Below are 14,944 nucleotides of genomic sequence, written 5' to 3' on the forward strand. Positions count from 1 at the left end.
GCCAACCGGGCCCCAAGGATACCCGGTAGGAGCGAACTTGTTCGCGAGGGCGTCGTGCCTGGCACAACACTGTGTCAGTTCTCTCGCCACGGTAGCTTGAGATAAAAAAACCGGCACTAAGGCCGGTTTTTTTGGGCAGATCGATCAACCGCGGCGGCGCAGCGCCTCGATACGATCTTCCAGAGCCGGGTGGCTCATGAACAGCGCGGCCAAGCCGCTTTTCAGGCCGCCGTTGATGCCGAACGCCGTCAGGCTGTCAGGCATCTGCACCGGTACGCCCTGTTCGGAGCGCAGACGTTGCAGCGCGCCGATCATGGCGCTGGTGCCTGCCAGTCGGGCACCGGCTTCGTCAGCACGGTATTCGCGTTTGCGCGAGAACCACATGACGATGGCGCTGGCCAGGAAGCCCAGCACCAGTTCGGCAAAGATCGTGGTCACGTAGTAAGCGATGCCCTGACCGTTTTCGGTCTTGAAGATCACCTTGTCGACGAAGTTACCGATGATACGAGCGAAGAACATTACAAAGGTGTTCACCACGCCCTGCACCAGCGCCAGGGTCACCATGTCGCCATTGGCAACGTGACCGATTTCGTGAGCCAGTACCGCTTTCACTTCATCAGGCGAGAAGCGCTCCAGCAGACCCTGGCTGACGGCAACCAGTGCATCGTTCTTGTTCCAGCCTGTGGCGAAGGCGTTGGCTTCGTAGGCGGGGAAGATCCCGACTTCCGGCATCTTGATGCCAGCGTCGCGGGACAGTTGCTCAACGGTTTGCACGAGCCATTGTTCATGGCGGGTACGCGGCTGGGTGATGATCTGGGTGCCGGTGCTCATTTTCGCCATCCACTTGGAGATGAACAGCGAGAACAGCGAGCCGGCGAAACCAAATACAGCGCAGAAGATCAGCAGCTGATTGAGGTTCAGATCAACCCCATTGGCCGCCATGAACCCGTTGAAGCCAAAAAGGCTCAGGGTGATGCTGGCAATCAGCACGACCGCCAGGTTAGTGGCCAAAAACAGCAAAATGCGCATCATGGTTTGGATGTTCTCCTGTGACGAATATGTAACGCGTTGCGGGGTATATAAGGTGATGTCAGCGGCTATTCAACCTGACTACTATTTCAAACTGTGTCGTCTTGCGCGAACCAGTAGCATTCGCTTTAGGCAAACAGGTTCCGAGCCAGAGCGGCTGGCTCTGAATGCGGTTACGCGCAGATTGTTTTTTTGTATTGCGGCACAAGCGCGGTACAGCAAAAGCGATCCCTTACTCGGGAATCGCTATGACCGCGGAGAGATGGCAGGAATTCCCGCCGGGCGCAATTTCTGACATGCGCCGCAGCGGAATCCTGGGGTTACTGGCGATACGTCTTGAGGAAGTTGCCGATGCGACCGATGGCTTGATCCAGGTCGTCGACGCGCGGCAGGGTAACCACACGGAAGTGGTCAGGCCATGGCCAGTTGAATGCAGTGCCTTGAACGATCAGCAGCTTTTCCGACAGGAGCAGGTCGAGGGCGAACTTTTCGTCGTTGTGGATCGGACAGACCTTCGGGTCGATCCGCGGGAACGCATAGAGTGCGCCCATTGGTTTCACACAGCTGACGCCGGGAATATCGTTGAGCAGTTCCCAGGTGCGGTTGCGTTGCTCCAGCAAGCGGCCTGGTGGCAGAACCAGATCGTTGATGCTCTGGTAGCCGCCCAGCGCGGTTTGAATGGCGTGTTGGCTCGGCACGTTGGCGCACAGACGCATGTTGGCGAGGATGTCGATGCCTTCGATGTAGCTTTGCGCGTTGTGCTTGGGACCGGAGATGGCCACCCAGCCGGAGCGGAAGCCTGCCACGCGATAGGATTTGGACAGACCGTTGAACGTCAGGCAAAGCAGGTCAGGCGCCAGCGAGGCGGTGCAGATGTGCACGGCGTCGTCGTAGAGAATCTTGTCGTAGATCTCGTCGGAAAAAACCACCAGATTATGCTGGCGCGCCAGTTCGAGCATGCCTTCCAGTACTTCTTTGGAATACACGGCACCGGTCGGGTTGTTGGGGTTGATGATTACCATGGCTTTGGTGTTCGGCGTGATCTTGGCCTTGATATCAGCCAGATCAGGCCACCAGTTGGCCTGCTCATCGCACAAATAGTGCACCGGGTTACCGCCGGCCAGACTGACGGCGGCGGTCCACAGCGGATAGTCTGGGGCCGGGATCAGTACTTCATCGCCATTGTTGAGCAGTGCCTGCATCGACATCACGATCAGTTCGGAAACGCCGTTGCCCAGGTAGATGTCTTCGATACCGACGCCTTCAACCTGCTTCTGCTGGTAATACTGCATAACGGCCTTGCGCGCGCTGAACAGGCCTTTGGAGTCACTGTAGCCTTGAGCCGTCGGCAGGTTGCGGATCACGTCCTGCAGAATTTCGTCCGGCGCTTCGAAACCAAATGGCGCAGGGTTGCCGATGTTCAGCTTGAGGATGCGATGGCCTTCCTCTTCCAGGCGTTTGGCGTGCTTGAGCACTGGGCCGCGAATGTCATAGCAGACGTTGGCGAGCTTGTTCGATTTGCTGAACTGCATGGTGATTGATCCCGAAAATGGACGAGCCGTAGCGAGCTGGAAATCTGGTTCGCCGGGTATGACGCCGTAAAAATGAGTTTGTATGGGCGAAACGTGAGTGACAGACTGGCGCCTAACGAGGCGCAATGATACGTGCCACCTGATCTGTGGAGAAGATACAGATCAGGCTTTTTCGACTGCGGAGGTGTACCTGTGGAAAAGTTGGACAAGACGCTGGAAGAATGGCGGGCCATGCTTGACCCGGAGCAGTACAACGTTTGCCGCCTCAAAGGCACCGAACGTCCGTTCTCCGGCAAATACAACAGCACCAAGACTGATGGCGTCTACCATTGCATCTGTTGCAACGAGGCGCTTTTCGATTCCGCCACCAAATTCGATTCCGGCTGTGGCTGGCCAAGTTTCTACGCGCCACTTGAAGGCAGTGCAGTGGTCGAAGTGCGTGATGTCAGCCATGGGATGATTCGTACAGAAGTGGTCTGCGCCAAATGTGACGCGCATCTGGGCCACGTATTCCCTGATGGCCCGCCGCCAACGGGCCTGCGCTATTGCATCAATTCGGTGTGTCTGGACCTGGTGCCGCGCGGCGCTTGAGCGGATCCGTGGGACCGGCTTCAGCCGGGAAGACTTTAGTTCTGACGATGCACATGTAGCGCCTGGTCAGGCCTCTTCCCGGATAAAGCCGGTCCCACGTCAGAGTGCCTCTGTACCTTTCACAGCCCAGAGCCACTTATAAGCACCCATCACCCCCGGAAATGGAGATGCGCACCAGTCAATGGCGCGCTAATTTCATGACCCGCTTTTCATCAAGGATCACTGTCATGAGCGCCAATTTGCTGAGCATTCCGGTTACCACGATCAAAGGCGAATCGAAAACCCTTGCCGATTTCGCCGGCAAGGCTGTGCTGGTGGTCAATACGGCGAGCAAGTGCGGGTTTACCCCGCAGTACGAAGGGCTTGAAAAGCTCTGGAAGAACTACAAGGATCAAGGGCTGGTGGTATTGGGCTTTCCCTGCAATCAGTTTGGCAAGCAGGAGCCGGGTAACGAAGGGGCGATTTCGGAGTTCTGTGAGCTGAATTTCGGAGTCAGTTTTCCGCTGTTCAAGAAAGTCGATGTCAACGGCAGCGACGCCCACCCGTTGTTCGTCCAGTTGAAAAAGCAGGCGCCGGGGTTACTCGGGTCCGAGCGCATCAAGTGGAACTTCACCAAGTTCCTCATCGGCAAGGACGGCCAGTTGGTCAAGCGCTTCGCGCCGCTGACCAAGCCCGAAGACCTGAAAAGCGAAATCGAGGCGCTGCTCAAGTAATCAGTCCGCCGGTAGCCATTGTTCCAGCAGGCTGACTAGCTCGGAACGGCGAAACGGCTTCGCCAGATAGTCACTCATGCCCGCCGCCCGGCAGCGTTCGCGTTCTTCGGGCATGGCGTTGGCAGTCAGCGCAATGATTGGCAGTTGCGGCCAGCGTCCGCATTGACGGATCTGGCGACTGGCTTCGTAACCGTCCATGACCGGCATATTGCAGTCCATCAGCACCAGATCGAACACATGAAGCTCAAGCTGCTCCAGCGCTTCGCCGCCGTGGCTGCTCACTACGACCTCGCAGCCCAGTTTGCTCAATATCCCTCTGGCCACTAATTGATTGACCGGATTGTCTTCCACCAGCAGGATTTTGGCCGGACGCAAGGTCTTGCCGTCGGCGGCTTCAGCATCCCTGTGAGGAATCTGCTCGGGTTGCAGAATCCGGGACAGGCTTTGATAAAGTGCATTGCGTGCCAGTGGTCGAGCATGCTGTTGCAGGGGAGCAAGGGCGCTGACCTGTTCGCTGGGCATGAAGTTGCCATAGGCGGTTACCAGCAGAATGGGCACGTCAATGGTCGGACGCATGCCAAACAGACATTCCGGACAATCAGTGATCACCAGATCAGGACTGCTCCCAGGGTCCATATTCAGCACCTTGTCATCCATGCTCCATCGCTGAAAATCGATACCCCACTCAGGCAGCAAATTGCCCAGTAGCTCTACAAGCCCGCTACCCGCGTTGCTGACAACCACGACACGGCCTTTGAGGGGCGGCGGAGTAATGGCGGCCTGATGGATGGGCAGTGGCAGATCAGCGCAGAATTGGCTGCCGAATCCTGACGCTGACTGAATACTCAATTGCCCGGCCATGGCTTCACACAGGTTATGGGTCAGTGCCAGACCCAATCCGGTGCCACCAAACTGCCGGGTAATCGCTGCTTCTGCCTGGGTAAACGGCTGGAAAATCCTCGCCTGTGCTTCCTGGGCGATGCCGATGCCGGTATCCCGCACTTCAATGCGTACGCTGTTTTCCTGGGTTTCAGGATCCAGATAGTTGCTCAGACGTACATCCACCCGACCAAAACGGGTGAACTTCAGCGCGTTGGAAAGCAGGTTGCTGACGATCTGTCGAACCCGCGTCGGATCACCCACCACCAAAGCCGGGAATTGTGTATCGATGAAGCAGGTCAGCTCGACGCTGGGCGCAGCGTTCTGTGACAGCAGGTTAGCGGTGTCTTCCACCAGCGCGCCGAGGTCGAAAGGGATGCGCTCGACCTGCAAGTGACCGGCGTTGAATTTGGACATGTCGAGGATGTCGTTGAGCAGTTCCACCAGCACCTTGCCCGAGTCGTGGGCAATCGACAGTTGCTGGCGCTGTTCGGCGGTCAGGGGGCTGTCCAGCGCAAGGGCCAGCATGCCCAGCAAGCCGTTGAGCGGCGTGCGGATTTCATGGCTCATGTTGGCCAGGAAAGCGGTGCGGGCCTGGGCCATGTCCAGCGCCGTACTGCGCGCGATTTTCAGCTCTTCATTGGACTTGCTCAGCCTTTCGTTACTGGCCTTCAATTCAGTGGTGCGGGCTGAAACGATATCTTCCAGTTCATTGCGATGCGCTGTCAGCCGGTCCTCGGCTTCTACCCGCCGTGCCAGCTCTGAAGCGATGTTTGCGAACTGGCGGTTGGCGACATCCACCAGCACGCCGATTTCATCGTTTTCATGCTTGGGTGGGCATCGCAGTGGCGTGGGAGTAGGGTTGCTTGAGTCCCGCGTGGCCAGAGCACGGATCACGTCAACCAGGGGCCTGGTCAGTGTCATGTAGAACAGAAGAGTCAGCACACCCGCCAGAATCAGGCTGCGCATGAAGCCATTGAGCAGCGTGATGCCCGAGCGCTGCAGGAAATGATCACCGAAAGCAAAGGTGTCGACGTTCAGACGCAGGGTGCCAATCGGTTCGTTGGGCAAGTGCGCCAGGTTCAGGGTGTCTTCAAACTGCCGGCTCTCGCCGAACAGGAAGTCGCTGACGAACCGGTAACGACTCTGCGAGAACGGGCGCTCTACACTTGAAAGCACCACATTGTTGTTGTCGGTCAGCCGGGCCCCGGCCACCGCGGGAGATTGCAACAGGCCCAGGGTCAGTTCCTGGGCCAGCTCGGCGTCGATGTTGTAGGCAATGCGCGAGGCTGGGTTATGGCTGATTTCCAGCAGAGAGCGAATTTCACGATCGATGGACGCATCTTCGCTGGCATAATCGAGGGCAATTTGTATCAGGCTCAGCAGCGTCCCCAGAATGAAGCCGAGCAGCACTGTCAGGCGGGCCTGTTTATACGAGAGCCGGTTGGTAAACGCTATGTCCATGAGGGTATTGCCGCTTCTGGTGTCCTTCGCGGGGGCAAGCATAGCTGATCGGAGCCGAGTCTTATCAAGCAACACGTAACTACCGGAACTAAAAGCATTTATGTATAGGGGGCTTTCTTGATATTGACACTACGCCCTGCAGGACCGGCTTTGGCCGGGAGATCGTTGTTCCTGACGAAATACATACAGTGAACCTAATGCCGCCCTCCCGGCTGAAGCCGGTCCTATAGAGAATCGCTCGGGTCGGGCAGGGCTAAATATTCATCAGTTAATCAAGGAGCCATTGTGGATTCTCGCTTGAATGCTTTTCTCGAACGCGCCGACGCTGTAATGGCGCGGCTTGAACCGCTGCTGCCTGCGCCACGGGAAGCGGTGGACTGGTCGCACGCCATGGCTGCGCGCTGGGTTCGTGAAGGCCGCAGCGGTTACCTGATGCCGCTTGAAGTCAGCCTCGACATGCATTTGTCTGATCTGATCGGTGTCGATCTGCAACGTGAGCAGTTGGGCCGCAATACGCGCCAGTTCATCGACGGTCTGCCTGCCAACCACGCTTTGCTGTGGGGCTCGCGCGGGACAGGCAAGTCTTCGCTGATTCGTGCGCTGCTTGCCGAGTATGCCAACGCGGGTCTGCGCCTGATCGAAATCGAGCGCGATCATCTGGGCGATTTGCCGCGTGTCGTCGAGCAATTGCAGAAGCTGCCGCAACGTTTCGTGCTGTTCTGCGATGATTTGTCTTTCGAGGCAGGGGAGAGCGATTACCGGGTTCTAAAGAGTGTGCTTGATGGTTCTCTGGAGCAGGCTCCGGACAACGTTCTGCTTTACGCCACCTCCAACCGTCGTCATTTGGTGCCGGAAAAGGAAAGCGACAATCTCAACTGGCAGCAGGTCGATGGCGAACTGCATCCAAGCGAGGCCGTAGAGGACAAGATTGCGCTGTCGGATCGCTTCGGACTGTGGCTATCGTTTTACCCGTTCACTCAGGAGCATTACCTGAACGTAGTGGAACACTGGATTACGCAACTCGCGCTGGCGGCTGGTCTGAGCTGGCAGCGCGATGGGGAACTGGACAAGCATGCGATCCGCTGGGCAACCGGGCGGGGCAACCGCAATGGCCGGTGTGCCTATCAATTTGCACGTTACTGGGTAGGTTTGAAATTGTTGGAGCAACAACCATGATCGATTTGCAAAACACCGGTGCCGGGCTGGAAGGCTATAGCCTTCTGGCTGCGCAGCTGGAATCTCTACTGGCTGATGAGAAAGACTTTATCGCCAACGCCGCGCAGTTCTCGGCTTTTTTGTACAGCCAGATCGATGACCTGAACTGGGCAGGCTTTTATCTCAATCGTGATGAAGAACTGGTTCTTGGACCGTTTCAGGGGCAGATCGCCTGTGTGCGTATCCCGTTCGGGCGCGGAGTGTGCGGTGCCGCAGCGCAAAGTCGGCAGACCCAGCGGGTCGAGGATGTGCATGAATTTCCGGGCCACATCGCCTGCGACAGCGCATCGAACAGCGAGCTGGTCGTACCGTTGGTCAAGGAAGGTCGTTTGATTGGGGTGTTGGATCTGGACAGTCCGAAAGTGGGACGCTTCTCGGAGCAGGATCAGGCAGGCATTGAGCAATTGGCAGCGATCTTTCTGAAATCCACTGACTGTTGAATCTGGTCGGCGCACCGCTCAATGCGGATGCGCCCACCCGGCATCTATCAGTCGTAGATGACTTTCTTCTTCCATTCCGACTCGGTGTCGTCTGCCTTCAGGCCTTCGGTCAGCGCGTTGTCATCGTCTGCGGTTGGCGCAATGTTGGTCAGCACCATGGAGTTTGCGCGTGCCAGCTGTTTTTCCATGGCGATCAATGCGGCTTGATACGTCACAGGGTCTGGCTGGTTCTTCAGGTATTGCACGCCGCGTTCGAATGCGAGACGCGCCTGACCAGGCTGATCCTGCTGCAGTGCGGCCTGGCCCAGGTTGTTGAAGAATTCAATATGCAGCATCACCAGAATGTTGCGGATCTCGCGAATCCAGTGCTTGGCTTCGCTGGTCTGCAGGAAACCGTCATGGGCTGCGCGAGTGACCTGGCCGTGCAGCGCTTCCAATAGAAAGCGGACATCTTTGGCCTTGGCTTCGGTCAGGATCGGACTTGCCGGGTTGGTTACTGCAATGGCATCGCCCTGTGCAACCAGGGTGTTCAGCTCATCGACGCGGGTTTTGAGTTGGGCACTGGTTTTATCCAGCGCCAGCATGCGCTGGACCACGTTGAGTTCAAGACGGGTCATCAGCAGCTTTAGAGCGGGGGTGACCAGCTGGCCGGGGAACGTCTCGGAAATTTCGCTGCAGCGACGCAGGCGGTCGCTGAGCTCGATCTTCGTTCGCGCTTTATCCAGCTTGGAGTTTTCTGCCACATGGTTGAGATAGCCGATCGCGATCAGGAGCGCAATGCCGGCTACTACCATCAGGGTAATCATCAGTGGAGTCACCGCGCGAACCTCTATATAAGCTGTAGTCAGTAAATTTGAAGTGAGTGTAGTGGCTAAGCACTATTGCGCATAGATGCACTGCTTGTAGTTTGTCGGCCAATCCGGAAATAGCTGAAGCGCAACGCGCCTGGCGGCCGCCTAAAGCAGGCGAAGTCATTGATTTAGATAAATTTTCACATTGGGGTTGACGACCTCTCAATCCATCCATAGAATGCGCGCCACTTACAGCGTAAAGCACCTAGCGAAACGCAAGTTAAGTAGTGAAGTTGTACGTGTGTCCCCTTCGTCTAGTGGCCTAGGACACCGCCCTTTCACGGCGGTAACAGGGGTTCGAGTCCCCTAGGGGACGCCATATTGCGGGAATAGCTCAGTTGGTAGAGCACGACCTTGCCAAGGTCGGGGTCGCGAGTTCGAGTCTCGTTTCCCGCTCCAGTTTATGCAGTCTTGCTCTCGGGCGAGGCTGAGTGAAACCAGAACCCAGTCTTCGGACTTGGATTTGGGCACTGAAATACACACCATGTGTTTCAGTTAGCGTGTCCCCTTCGTCTAGTGGCCTAGGACACCGCCCTTTCACGGCGGTAACAGGGGTTCGAGTCCCCTAGGGGACGCCATTGCGGGAATAGCTCAGTTGGTAGAGCACGACCTTGCCAAGGTCGGGGTCGCGAGTTCGAGTCTCGTTTCCCGCTCCATATTTAACAAAAACGCCGCTCAATAGAGCGGCGTTTTTGTTTGTGCGTTTTTTAATGCCCGGCTATCTGATTTGGCATATTTTTCTGAGTTCACGAGCACGGCGAGGCAGCGCTCATCAAACATAAAATAACCCACTGAATTTAAATGCTTTTTCTGTTGGAGCCGTCCTGGTGTCCATGACACTGCGCTGTCGCGCAACAAACAGATATCAATGTGGGAGCGGTGCTTGCCCGCGATAAGAACACCTCAATTCCCCTTTAAATCGCGTCGTCCTTATCGCGGGCAAGCACCGCTCCCACAAAAAAACCGCAACTATTCAGTGATTTATATCTTGTTTGATGAGAGCTCCTACAGATCCTGTGTTTGCTGTGCAACAGCTTGGTGTCATTAGCAACGCACAGATCTGTTGCAAGTCACCCAATCCGAAAATCAGCATGCAGCCGCTTCCAGTGTCCACGTAAAACATTCTTCTGATCTTCCGCCATCTCACTCGCATCCAGTGCCGCAGGCCAGAAAGTGCGTGCTTTCTCCAGTGCCGCTCTGAGGTTGTAGAGAACCGGACGCCATGGAATATCCCCATATGCCGCCCACTTCTTGAAGTCCTCAATGGAAACCCCGTACCAGTTCTTGCTCCCACCCATATTCAGGGCATATTGGTTTTCATCGGTGATGTAGGCCTTGGTCACGACGATGTCATACGCGGGTGAGAGTTCGGCGTTGCGGCCATCCGGATAAATCATGCTCCAGTTTTTGAGATGCGCATCGCCGTTCGCCAGCAGTATGTTGATCAGTAGGCGTACGGCCATTTGTGCTGCGTCTCGCTGGCCTTGAAGCGAGTTCTGATAAACCAGCTTCCCCACCTGTTCATAACTGGCGGCGCGGTATTTGTCGTGGGCGTAGGCAAAGAAAATCTGGGCAAAGTCTTCTGAGTGGACGCGCTTGTTGTCTGGTAATCGATCGTATCGACGTATTCCGTAGGCGTACTGCTCGTTCGGCAGATTGATATTGGGGAGCGCCTCGATGGTGGTCATCGGGATCAGCTTTATCTCGGGGATGTTCACGCCAGCAAGGGCAGCGAGTGTCATTGCTGTGTATTCGTTGAGTGGCAGAAAGGGATGCACGGTCGAGGGCGTTTTAATAATCCAGTCCCCTGGAGCATCAGGATCCCCGGTGATGTAACGCCCGTCCTCGTCACGCATGGAGAATTTCATCTGTACACCGGCCAGGGAAAAATGCGCTCGGCTGTCAGGAATGTCGATAACGGTGGGTTGAATTTTCCCACGGTACTGGAGGGCCAGTTGCGGGATTTCCGAGGCTTCCAGAGGGTAGGCAATCAGTGCGCCGGGAAGGTCTCGGCCTAGCCAGGTCAGCAACGGGAATTCATTGTCCCTATGAACCTTCATCGCCTGCGACAGGAAATCGCGTAATGCGCCTTCGGGAAGCAAGTTGCTGAGCACCGGGTGAAGTTTATGGCTGCTGATATACGGATGGCTTGTTGCAAGTTGGCGGGCCAGAGACGCAGGGTTGCTGTGGGACAGTGTTAACGGCTGCCTTGCCTCGTTTTGGACGTACTCGGGCGCGAGCGTGAAAACGTTTTTGCCGTTGGAGTAGCCCGCGACATAACCGACGTTTTCACCCTGAAGGGTCAGTCGCAAGGCCGAGACCGTTTCCTTGACCATCAGAGGTCTCCCCACGGGTTTTCAGCCTCTTCGCTGATTGTCAGAGCTTGCCCTGTGGGTTCGGCGTAGTGCTTATTGACCTCCAAATGCGCGTCGTCGGCAAGAATTCGCTGAACGGCAGCGAGCTTCGACTTGGGGACCAGAACCAGCGCCGACTCTAACCCTTCAGCAATCTGATCGAGTGTGTTGAGTCGTGGGTTGCCACCCGCTTCGATTTTGCCGTACTGCTGCCTTGTGAGTCCTGCAAGCAATGGCATCTCCTGAATTTTTAATCCAAGAGCAAGTCGACGTTGGCGGATCTGATCAAGCAATGTGGTTTTCATGGCGCAGCCCCTCGGTGGAGGTATGCAGTATGTAATCTATATGGCTCTCGTCAAGAAAAAAGAGTCATATAGATTTCATTATTAAGAAGTGAGCCATATAGGTTGCTTTTTAATTTTTTAGAGTCATATAAGGTTCATTTTTCCTTGATGAGCCATATAGATTGCATCGGGGATAGTACCAATCCAGCCGATAGATGAAGCGCTTTCTGCACTTATATAAAGCCGGTTGCATCGTTGCTGCACCATGGGGATGCGCGGTGTGACGTGCTGGATCGTTCAATGATTACTGTATACCCGCATCGACAGTCGGGCTTTACGCGGGTTTCCCCGGTTTGCAGGCCGACTGGCACAAACGCTGCATCACCCCCGTCAGGTCCACCGCGAATTTAGTCGAGTGGGCAGCCCCGTCGGTCAACGAAGATCGATCAGCCAACAAGGCCAGGGCAATAGAGGTGGATCGGGCATAGAGGCCAGGTTAACCACCAAACGAACAGGCAAAGGCGCCTGAAACCGCGAGGTTTCAGGCGCTTTTTTTTGCTTTTTATTCCGTGATTGGCTTTGGTCGGGTGCTATCCATGAACACCAATATTGATTCTTCGAACTCGCTGCAAACCCTGATCGTGATCGGCAATGGCATGGTCGGCCACCACTGCGTCGAGCAATTGATCGCCGGTGGCGCGTTGCAGCACTACCAACTCCACGTCTTCGGCGAAGAGCAGATGCGTGCCTATGACCGGGTGCATCTGTCCGAGTACTTCACTGGCCGTGATGCCGAGTCATTGGCGCTTTCCGATGCTGCGCTGTATCAGACGCCCGGCGTCACGCTGCACTTGGGCACTCAAGTGCTGGAGATTGATCGCGCCGGTCACAAGGTCGTCACCGCCACCGGCAGTGTGCATTACGATAAGCTAGTGCTGGCCACCGGTTCCTACCCGTTTGTGCCGCCGATTGAAGGGGCCCATGGTGATTCACGTCTGGTTTATCGCACTCTGGAAGACCTTGATGCGATCCGCACTGCCGCCACTAACGCCATTCGCGGGGTCGTGGTGGGCGGGGGCTTGCTGGGACTGGAAGCTGCAAATGCCCTTAAAAGCCTTGGTCTCGAAGCGCACGTTGTAGAGTTCGCGCCGCGCCTGATGCCGGTTCAGCTGGACGAACAGGGCGGTATCGCCCTCAAGGACCGCATCGAACAACTGGGCGTTGGTGTGCACCTGTCCCGCGGCACCCAATCGATCACGGCAGGTGAGGAATACCGTTACCGGATGAACTTCGGCAACGACGAGTTCCTCGAAACCGACCTCATCGTGTTCTCGGCGGGGATTCGTGCACAGGACGCGCTGGCCCGGCAATGCGGCCTGGAGATTGGTCCCCGTGGCGGCGTCAGCATCGATGGCCAGTGCCTGAGCAGCGATCCGGACATTTACGCGATCGGTGAGTGCGCGGCGTGGAATGGCAGTATCTTTGGCCTGGTCGCGCCGGGTTACCAGATGGCTCGCGCGGTCGCCACGACCTTATGCGGCGGCGACGCTGAGCCGTTCATGGGCGCTGACATGTCCACGAAGCTGAAGCTTTTGGGTGTTGACGTTGGCTCCATCGGTGATGCTCATGGCCACACGCCGGGCTCACGCAGCTATCAATTCATCGATCAGACCACTGCCAGCTACCGCCGCCTGGTGGTCGATGCCTCTGGCAAGCATGTGATTGGCGCAGTGTTGGTGGGTGACAACAGCTACTACGACACACTGCTGCAATACATGCAGAACGCGATCGCGCTGCCGGCCGAGCCGGCGAGCCTGATCCTGCCAAGTTCTTCTGGCGCTCCAACCCTGGGCCCGGCGTCTTTGCCGGAAACAGCGACCATCTGTTCGTGCCACAACGTCACCAAGGGCGCGATCTGCTCGGCCATCGATGGCGGTTGTACCGATTTGGGCGTGCTCAAGTCCGAGACCAAGGCCTGCACCGGTTGTGGCGGTTGTGCGGCCTTGCTGAAAACCGTGTTCGAACACGAACTGATCGCCCGTGGCGTCAGCGTCGATAAAAGCCTGTGCGAACATTTCGCCTACACCCGTCAGGAGTTGTACGCACTGGTTCGGGTTGAAGGTGTACTGACGTTCGAAGAACTGCTCGCCAAACACGGTCGCGGCCACACCGGCTGTGACATCTGCAAACCGACCGTGGGTTCGATTCTGGCGTCGTGCTGGAATCAGCCCATCATGGATGCGTCGCTGGTTCCGTTGCAGGACACCAACGACACCTTCATGGCCAACATGCAAAAGAACGGCACTTACTCTGTTGTACCGCGCATTGCCGGTGGCGAAATCACCGCTGACAAGCTGATCGCCATTGGTGTCGTGGCCAAGAAATATGACCTGTACACCAAAATCACCGGTGGTCAGCGTATTGACCTGTTCGGCGCGCAGCTGCATCAGTTGCCGGACATCTGGTCGGAGCTGATCGAAGCAGGTTTCGAAACCGGGCACGCTTATGGTAAATCCACCCGTACGGTGAAGTCCTGCGTCGGCAGTACCTGGTGCCGTTACGGCGTGCAGGACAGTGTGCAAATGGCCCTGACCATCGAGGATCGCTACAAAGGATTACGCTCGCCGCACAAGCTCAAGTTTGCGGTCTCCGGCTGTACCCGTGAGTGTGCGGAAGCGCAGAGCAAGGACGTGGGCGTGATTGCCACCGAGAAGGGCTGGAACCTCTACATCTCTGGTAATGGTGGCATGCGTCCACGCCATGCAGAGCTGTTCGCCACCGATCTGGATGACGACACCCTGATCCGCTACATCGACCGTTTCCTGATGTTCTACATTCGCACCGCCGACAAACTGCAGCGCACTTCTGTGTGGCGCGAAAGCCTGGAGGGCGGACTGGATTACCTCAAGGACGTGATCATCAACGATAGTCTTGGACTGGGCGCAGAGCTGGAAGCGCAGATGCAGCTGGTGGTTGATCGCTATGAGTGTGAATGGGCCAACACCCTCAAGAGCCCGGAAAAACTCAAGCGTTTCCGCACGTTCGTCAATGACAAGCGCGCTGATCCGGACATCCATTTCGTTGAAGAACGCGGCCAGCGTCGTCCGGCCACGGCTGCTGAATTGAAGCTTATTCCTGTCGTCGAGGAGGCACTCTGATGAGCCTGGCAACTATCGAACATGGCGAATTTCTCCCGACTCAAAACCCGAATGCCGCATGGCATAAGGTTTGCGGCCGAGAAGATCTGGTGACCAACTCAGGTGTGGTGGTCTGGCTGGACGGCGCGCAAGTCGCGCTGTTCTACCTGCCAGACGCCGAGGGCACTCAACTTTATGCGGTGGACAATCGTGATCCGCAGTCCGGGGTCAACGTGATTGGCCGCGGTCTGGTCGGCAGCATCAAGGGTGATCTGGTCATTGCCTCACCGCTGTACAAGCAGCACTTTCGTTTGAAAGATGGCAGCTGTCTGGAATATCCGGAACAGCGCTTGCGGGTCTGGCCTGTGCGCTTTGAGGGAGAGGACGTGCAGCTCGCGGTGGAGTGAAGCTGCGCGTGACCTCTGGAACTACCTCCGGTGGGTCCCTGACACCAC

General features: G+C 56.7%; 12 protein-coding genes and 4 tRNA genes. 10 read left to right on the forward strand and 6 right to left on the reverse strand.

All coding sequences use genetic code 11. The features are described from left to right. Positions 1–144: 144 nt before the first annotated feature. Both htpX and H8S59_RS21510 read right to left on the reverse strand, forming a co-directional pair. Positions 145–1,032 (reverse strand): protease HtpX, encoded by an 888-nt coding sequence (gene htpX, locus H8S59_RS21505; RefSeq protein ID WP_027902444.1) that lies wholly within the window; start codon positions 1,030–1,032, stop codon positions 145–147. Positions 1,033–1,349: 317 nt separating this feature from the next. Continuing rightward, a complete protein-coding gene (locus H8S59_RS21510; protein ID WP_027902445.1) occupies positions 1,350–2,561 on the reverse strand; it encodes a pyridoxal phosphate-dependent aminotransferase in 1,212 nt (403 codons plus the stop codon). Positions 2,562–2,753: 192 nt separating this feature from the next. Here H8S59_RS21510 and msrB point away from each other — a divergent pair, with 192 nt between their 5' ends. After that, positions 2,754–3,152: a peptide-methionine (R)-S-oxide reductase MsrB gene (gene msrB, locus H8S59_RS21515; protein ID WP_095094750.1), complete on the forward strand. Its 399-nt coding sequence runs from the start codon at positions 2,754–2,756 to the stop codon at positions 3,150–3,152. Positions 3,153–3,379: 227 nt separating this feature from the next. Further along, positions 3,380–3,865: a glutathione peroxidase gene (locus tag H8S59_RS21520; protein WP_187522738.1), complete on the forward strand. Its 486-nt coding sequence runs from the start codon at positions 3,380–3,382 to the stop codon at positions 3,863–3,865. Here the strand turns inward: H8S59_RS21520 and H8S59_RS21525 are convergent, their stop codons facing one another. Beyond that, positions 3,866–6,208, reverse strand: coding sequence for a response regulator (locus H8S59_RS21525; protein WP_187522739.1), 2,343 nt, complete (start codon positions 6,206–6,208; stop codon positions 3,866–3,868). A 285-nt stretch (positions 6,209–6,493) separates the two neighbouring features. Between H8S59_RS21525 and H8S59_RS21530 the strand changes: the two genes are divergently transcribed. Together H8S59_RS21530 and H8S59_RS21535 are read left to right on the forward strand one after the other, a co-directional pair. Next, positions 6,494–7,384: a DUF815 domain-containing protein gene (locus H8S59_RS21530; protein WP_187522740.1), complete on the forward strand. Its 891-nt coding sequence runs from the start codon at positions 6,494–6,496 to the stop codon at positions 7,382–7,384. Beyond that, positions 7,381–7,863: a GAF domain-containing protein gene (locus tag H8S59_RS21535; RefSeq protein ID WP_095094742.1), complete on the forward strand. Its 483-nt coding sequence runs from the start codon at positions 7,381–7,383 to the stop codon at positions 7,861–7,863. Before H8S59_RS21530 ends, H8S59_RS21535 begins: the two co-directional genes overlap by 4 nt. Positions 7,864–7,910: 47 nt before the next feature. On the opposite strand, the gene H8S59_RS21540 is transcribed toward H8S59_RS21535, so the two are convergent. Next, positions 7,911–8,669, reverse strand: coding sequence for a hypothetical protein (locus tag H8S59_RS21540; RefSeq protein WP_095094740.1), 759 nt, complete (start codon positions 8,667–8,669; stop codon positions 7,911–7,913). Between the two features lie 288 nt (positions 8,670–8,957). Between H8S59_RS21540 and H8S59_RS21545 the strand changes: the two genes are divergently transcribed. The 4 genes from H8S59_RS21545 (at position 8,958) to H8S59_RS21560 (ending at position 9,370) form a co-directional block, all read left to right on the forward strand. Continuing rightward, positions 8,958–9,033, forward strand: a tRNA-Glu gene (locus H8S59_RS21545). Between the two features lie 4 nt (positions 9,034–9,037). Then, a tRNA-Gly gene (locus H8S59_RS21550) sits at positions 9,038–9,113 on the forward strand. A 103-nt stretch (positions 9,114–9,216) separates the two neighbouring features. Next, positions 9,217–9,292, forward strand: a tRNA-Glu gene (locus tag H8S59_RS21555). Positions 9,293–9,294: 2 nt separating this feature from the next. Next, positions 9,295–9,370, forward strand: a tRNA-Gly gene (locus H8S59_RS21560). Positions 9,371–9,784: 414 nt separating this feature from the next. Here the strand turns inward: H8S59_RS21560 and H8S59_RS21565 are convergent. Then, positions 9,785–11,050 (reverse strand): type II toxin-antitoxin system HipA family toxin, encoded by a 1,266-nt coding sequence (locus tag H8S59_RS21565; RefSeq protein WP_187522741.1) that lies wholly within the window; start codon positions 11,048–11,050, stop codon positions 9,785–9,787. Continuing rightward, positions 11,050–11,373, reverse strand: coding sequence for a helix-turn-helix transcriptional regulator (locus H8S59_RS21570; protein WP_187522742.1), 324 nt, complete (start codon positions 11,371–11,373; stop codon positions 11,050–11,052). Before H8S59_RS21570 ends, H8S59_RS21565 begins: the two co-directional genes overlap by 1 nt. A 575-nt stretch (positions 11,374–11,948) precedes the next feature. On the opposite strand from H8S59_RS21570, the gene nirB reads away from it, so the two are divergent. After that, positions 11,949–14,510, forward strand: coding sequence for a nitrite reductase large subunit NirB (gene nirB, locus H8S59_RS21575; RefSeq protein WP_187522743.1), 2,562 nt, complete (start codon positions 11,949–11,951; stop codon positions 14,508–14,510). Next, positions 14,510–14,896 carry a nitrite reductase small subunit NirD gene (nirD, locus tag H8S59_RS21580; protein ID WP_187522744.1) on the forward strand — a complete coding sequence of 129 codons (387 nt, stop codon included), beginning with the start codon at positions 14,510–14,512 and terminating at the stop codon, positions 14,894–14,896. Before nirB ends, nirD begins: the two co-directional genes overlap by 1 nt. Positions 14,897–14,944 lie beyond the last annotated feature (48 nt).

The organism is Pseudomonas folii (assembly GCF_014357575.1).
In the GTDB taxonomy this organism is placed as follows: domain Bacteria; phylum Pseudomonadota; class Gammaproteobacteria; order Pseudomonadales; family Pseudomonadaceae; genus Aquipseudomonas; species Aquipseudomonas folii.

What these genes read in the sequence shown, in the direction of transcription:
- htpX (WP_027902444.1), bottom strand. Translation starts at nt 1,032, where the DNA reads ATGATGCGCATTTTGCTGTTTTTGGCCACTAACCTGGCGGTCGTGCTG.
- H8S59_RS21510 (WP_027902445.1), bottom strand. Translation starts at nt 2,561, where the DNA reads ATGCAGTTCAGCAAATCGAACAAGCTCGCCAACGTCTGCTATGACATT.
- H8S59_RS21520 (WP_187522738.1), top strand. Translation starts at nt 3,380, where the DNA reads ATGAGCGCCAATTTGCTGAGCATTCCGGTTACCACGATCAAAGGCGAA.
- H8S59_RS21525 (WP_187522739.1), bottom strand. Translation starts at nt 6,208, where the DNA reads ATGGACATAGCGTTTACCAACCGGCTCTCGTATAAACAGGCCCGCCTG.
- H8S59_RS21535 (WP_095094742.1), top strand. Translation starts at nt 7,381, where the DNA reads ATGATCGATTTGCAAAACACCGGTGCCGGGCTGGAAGGCTATAGCCTT.
- H8S59_RS21540 (WP_095094740.1), bottom strand. Translation starts at nt 8,669, where the DNA reads ATGATTACCCTGATGGTAGTAGCCGGCATTGCGCTCCTGATCGCGATC.
- H8S59_RS21565 (WP_187522741.1), bottom strand. Translation starts at nt 11,050, where the DNA reads ATGGTCAAGGAAACGGTCTCGGCCTTGCGACTGACCCTTCAGGGTGAA.
- H8S59_RS21570 (WP_187522742.1), bottom strand. Translation starts at nt 11,373, where the DNA reads ATGAAAACCACATTGCTTGATCAGATCCGCCAACGTCGACTTGCTCTT.
- nirB (WP_187522743.1), top strand. Translation starts at nt 11,949, where the DNA reads ATGAACACCAATATTGATTCTTCGAACTCGCTGCAAACCCTGATCGTG.
- nirD (WP_187522744.1), top strand. Translation starts at nt 14,510, where the DNA reads ATGAGCCTGGCAACTATCGAACATGGCGAATTTCTCCCGACTCAAAAC.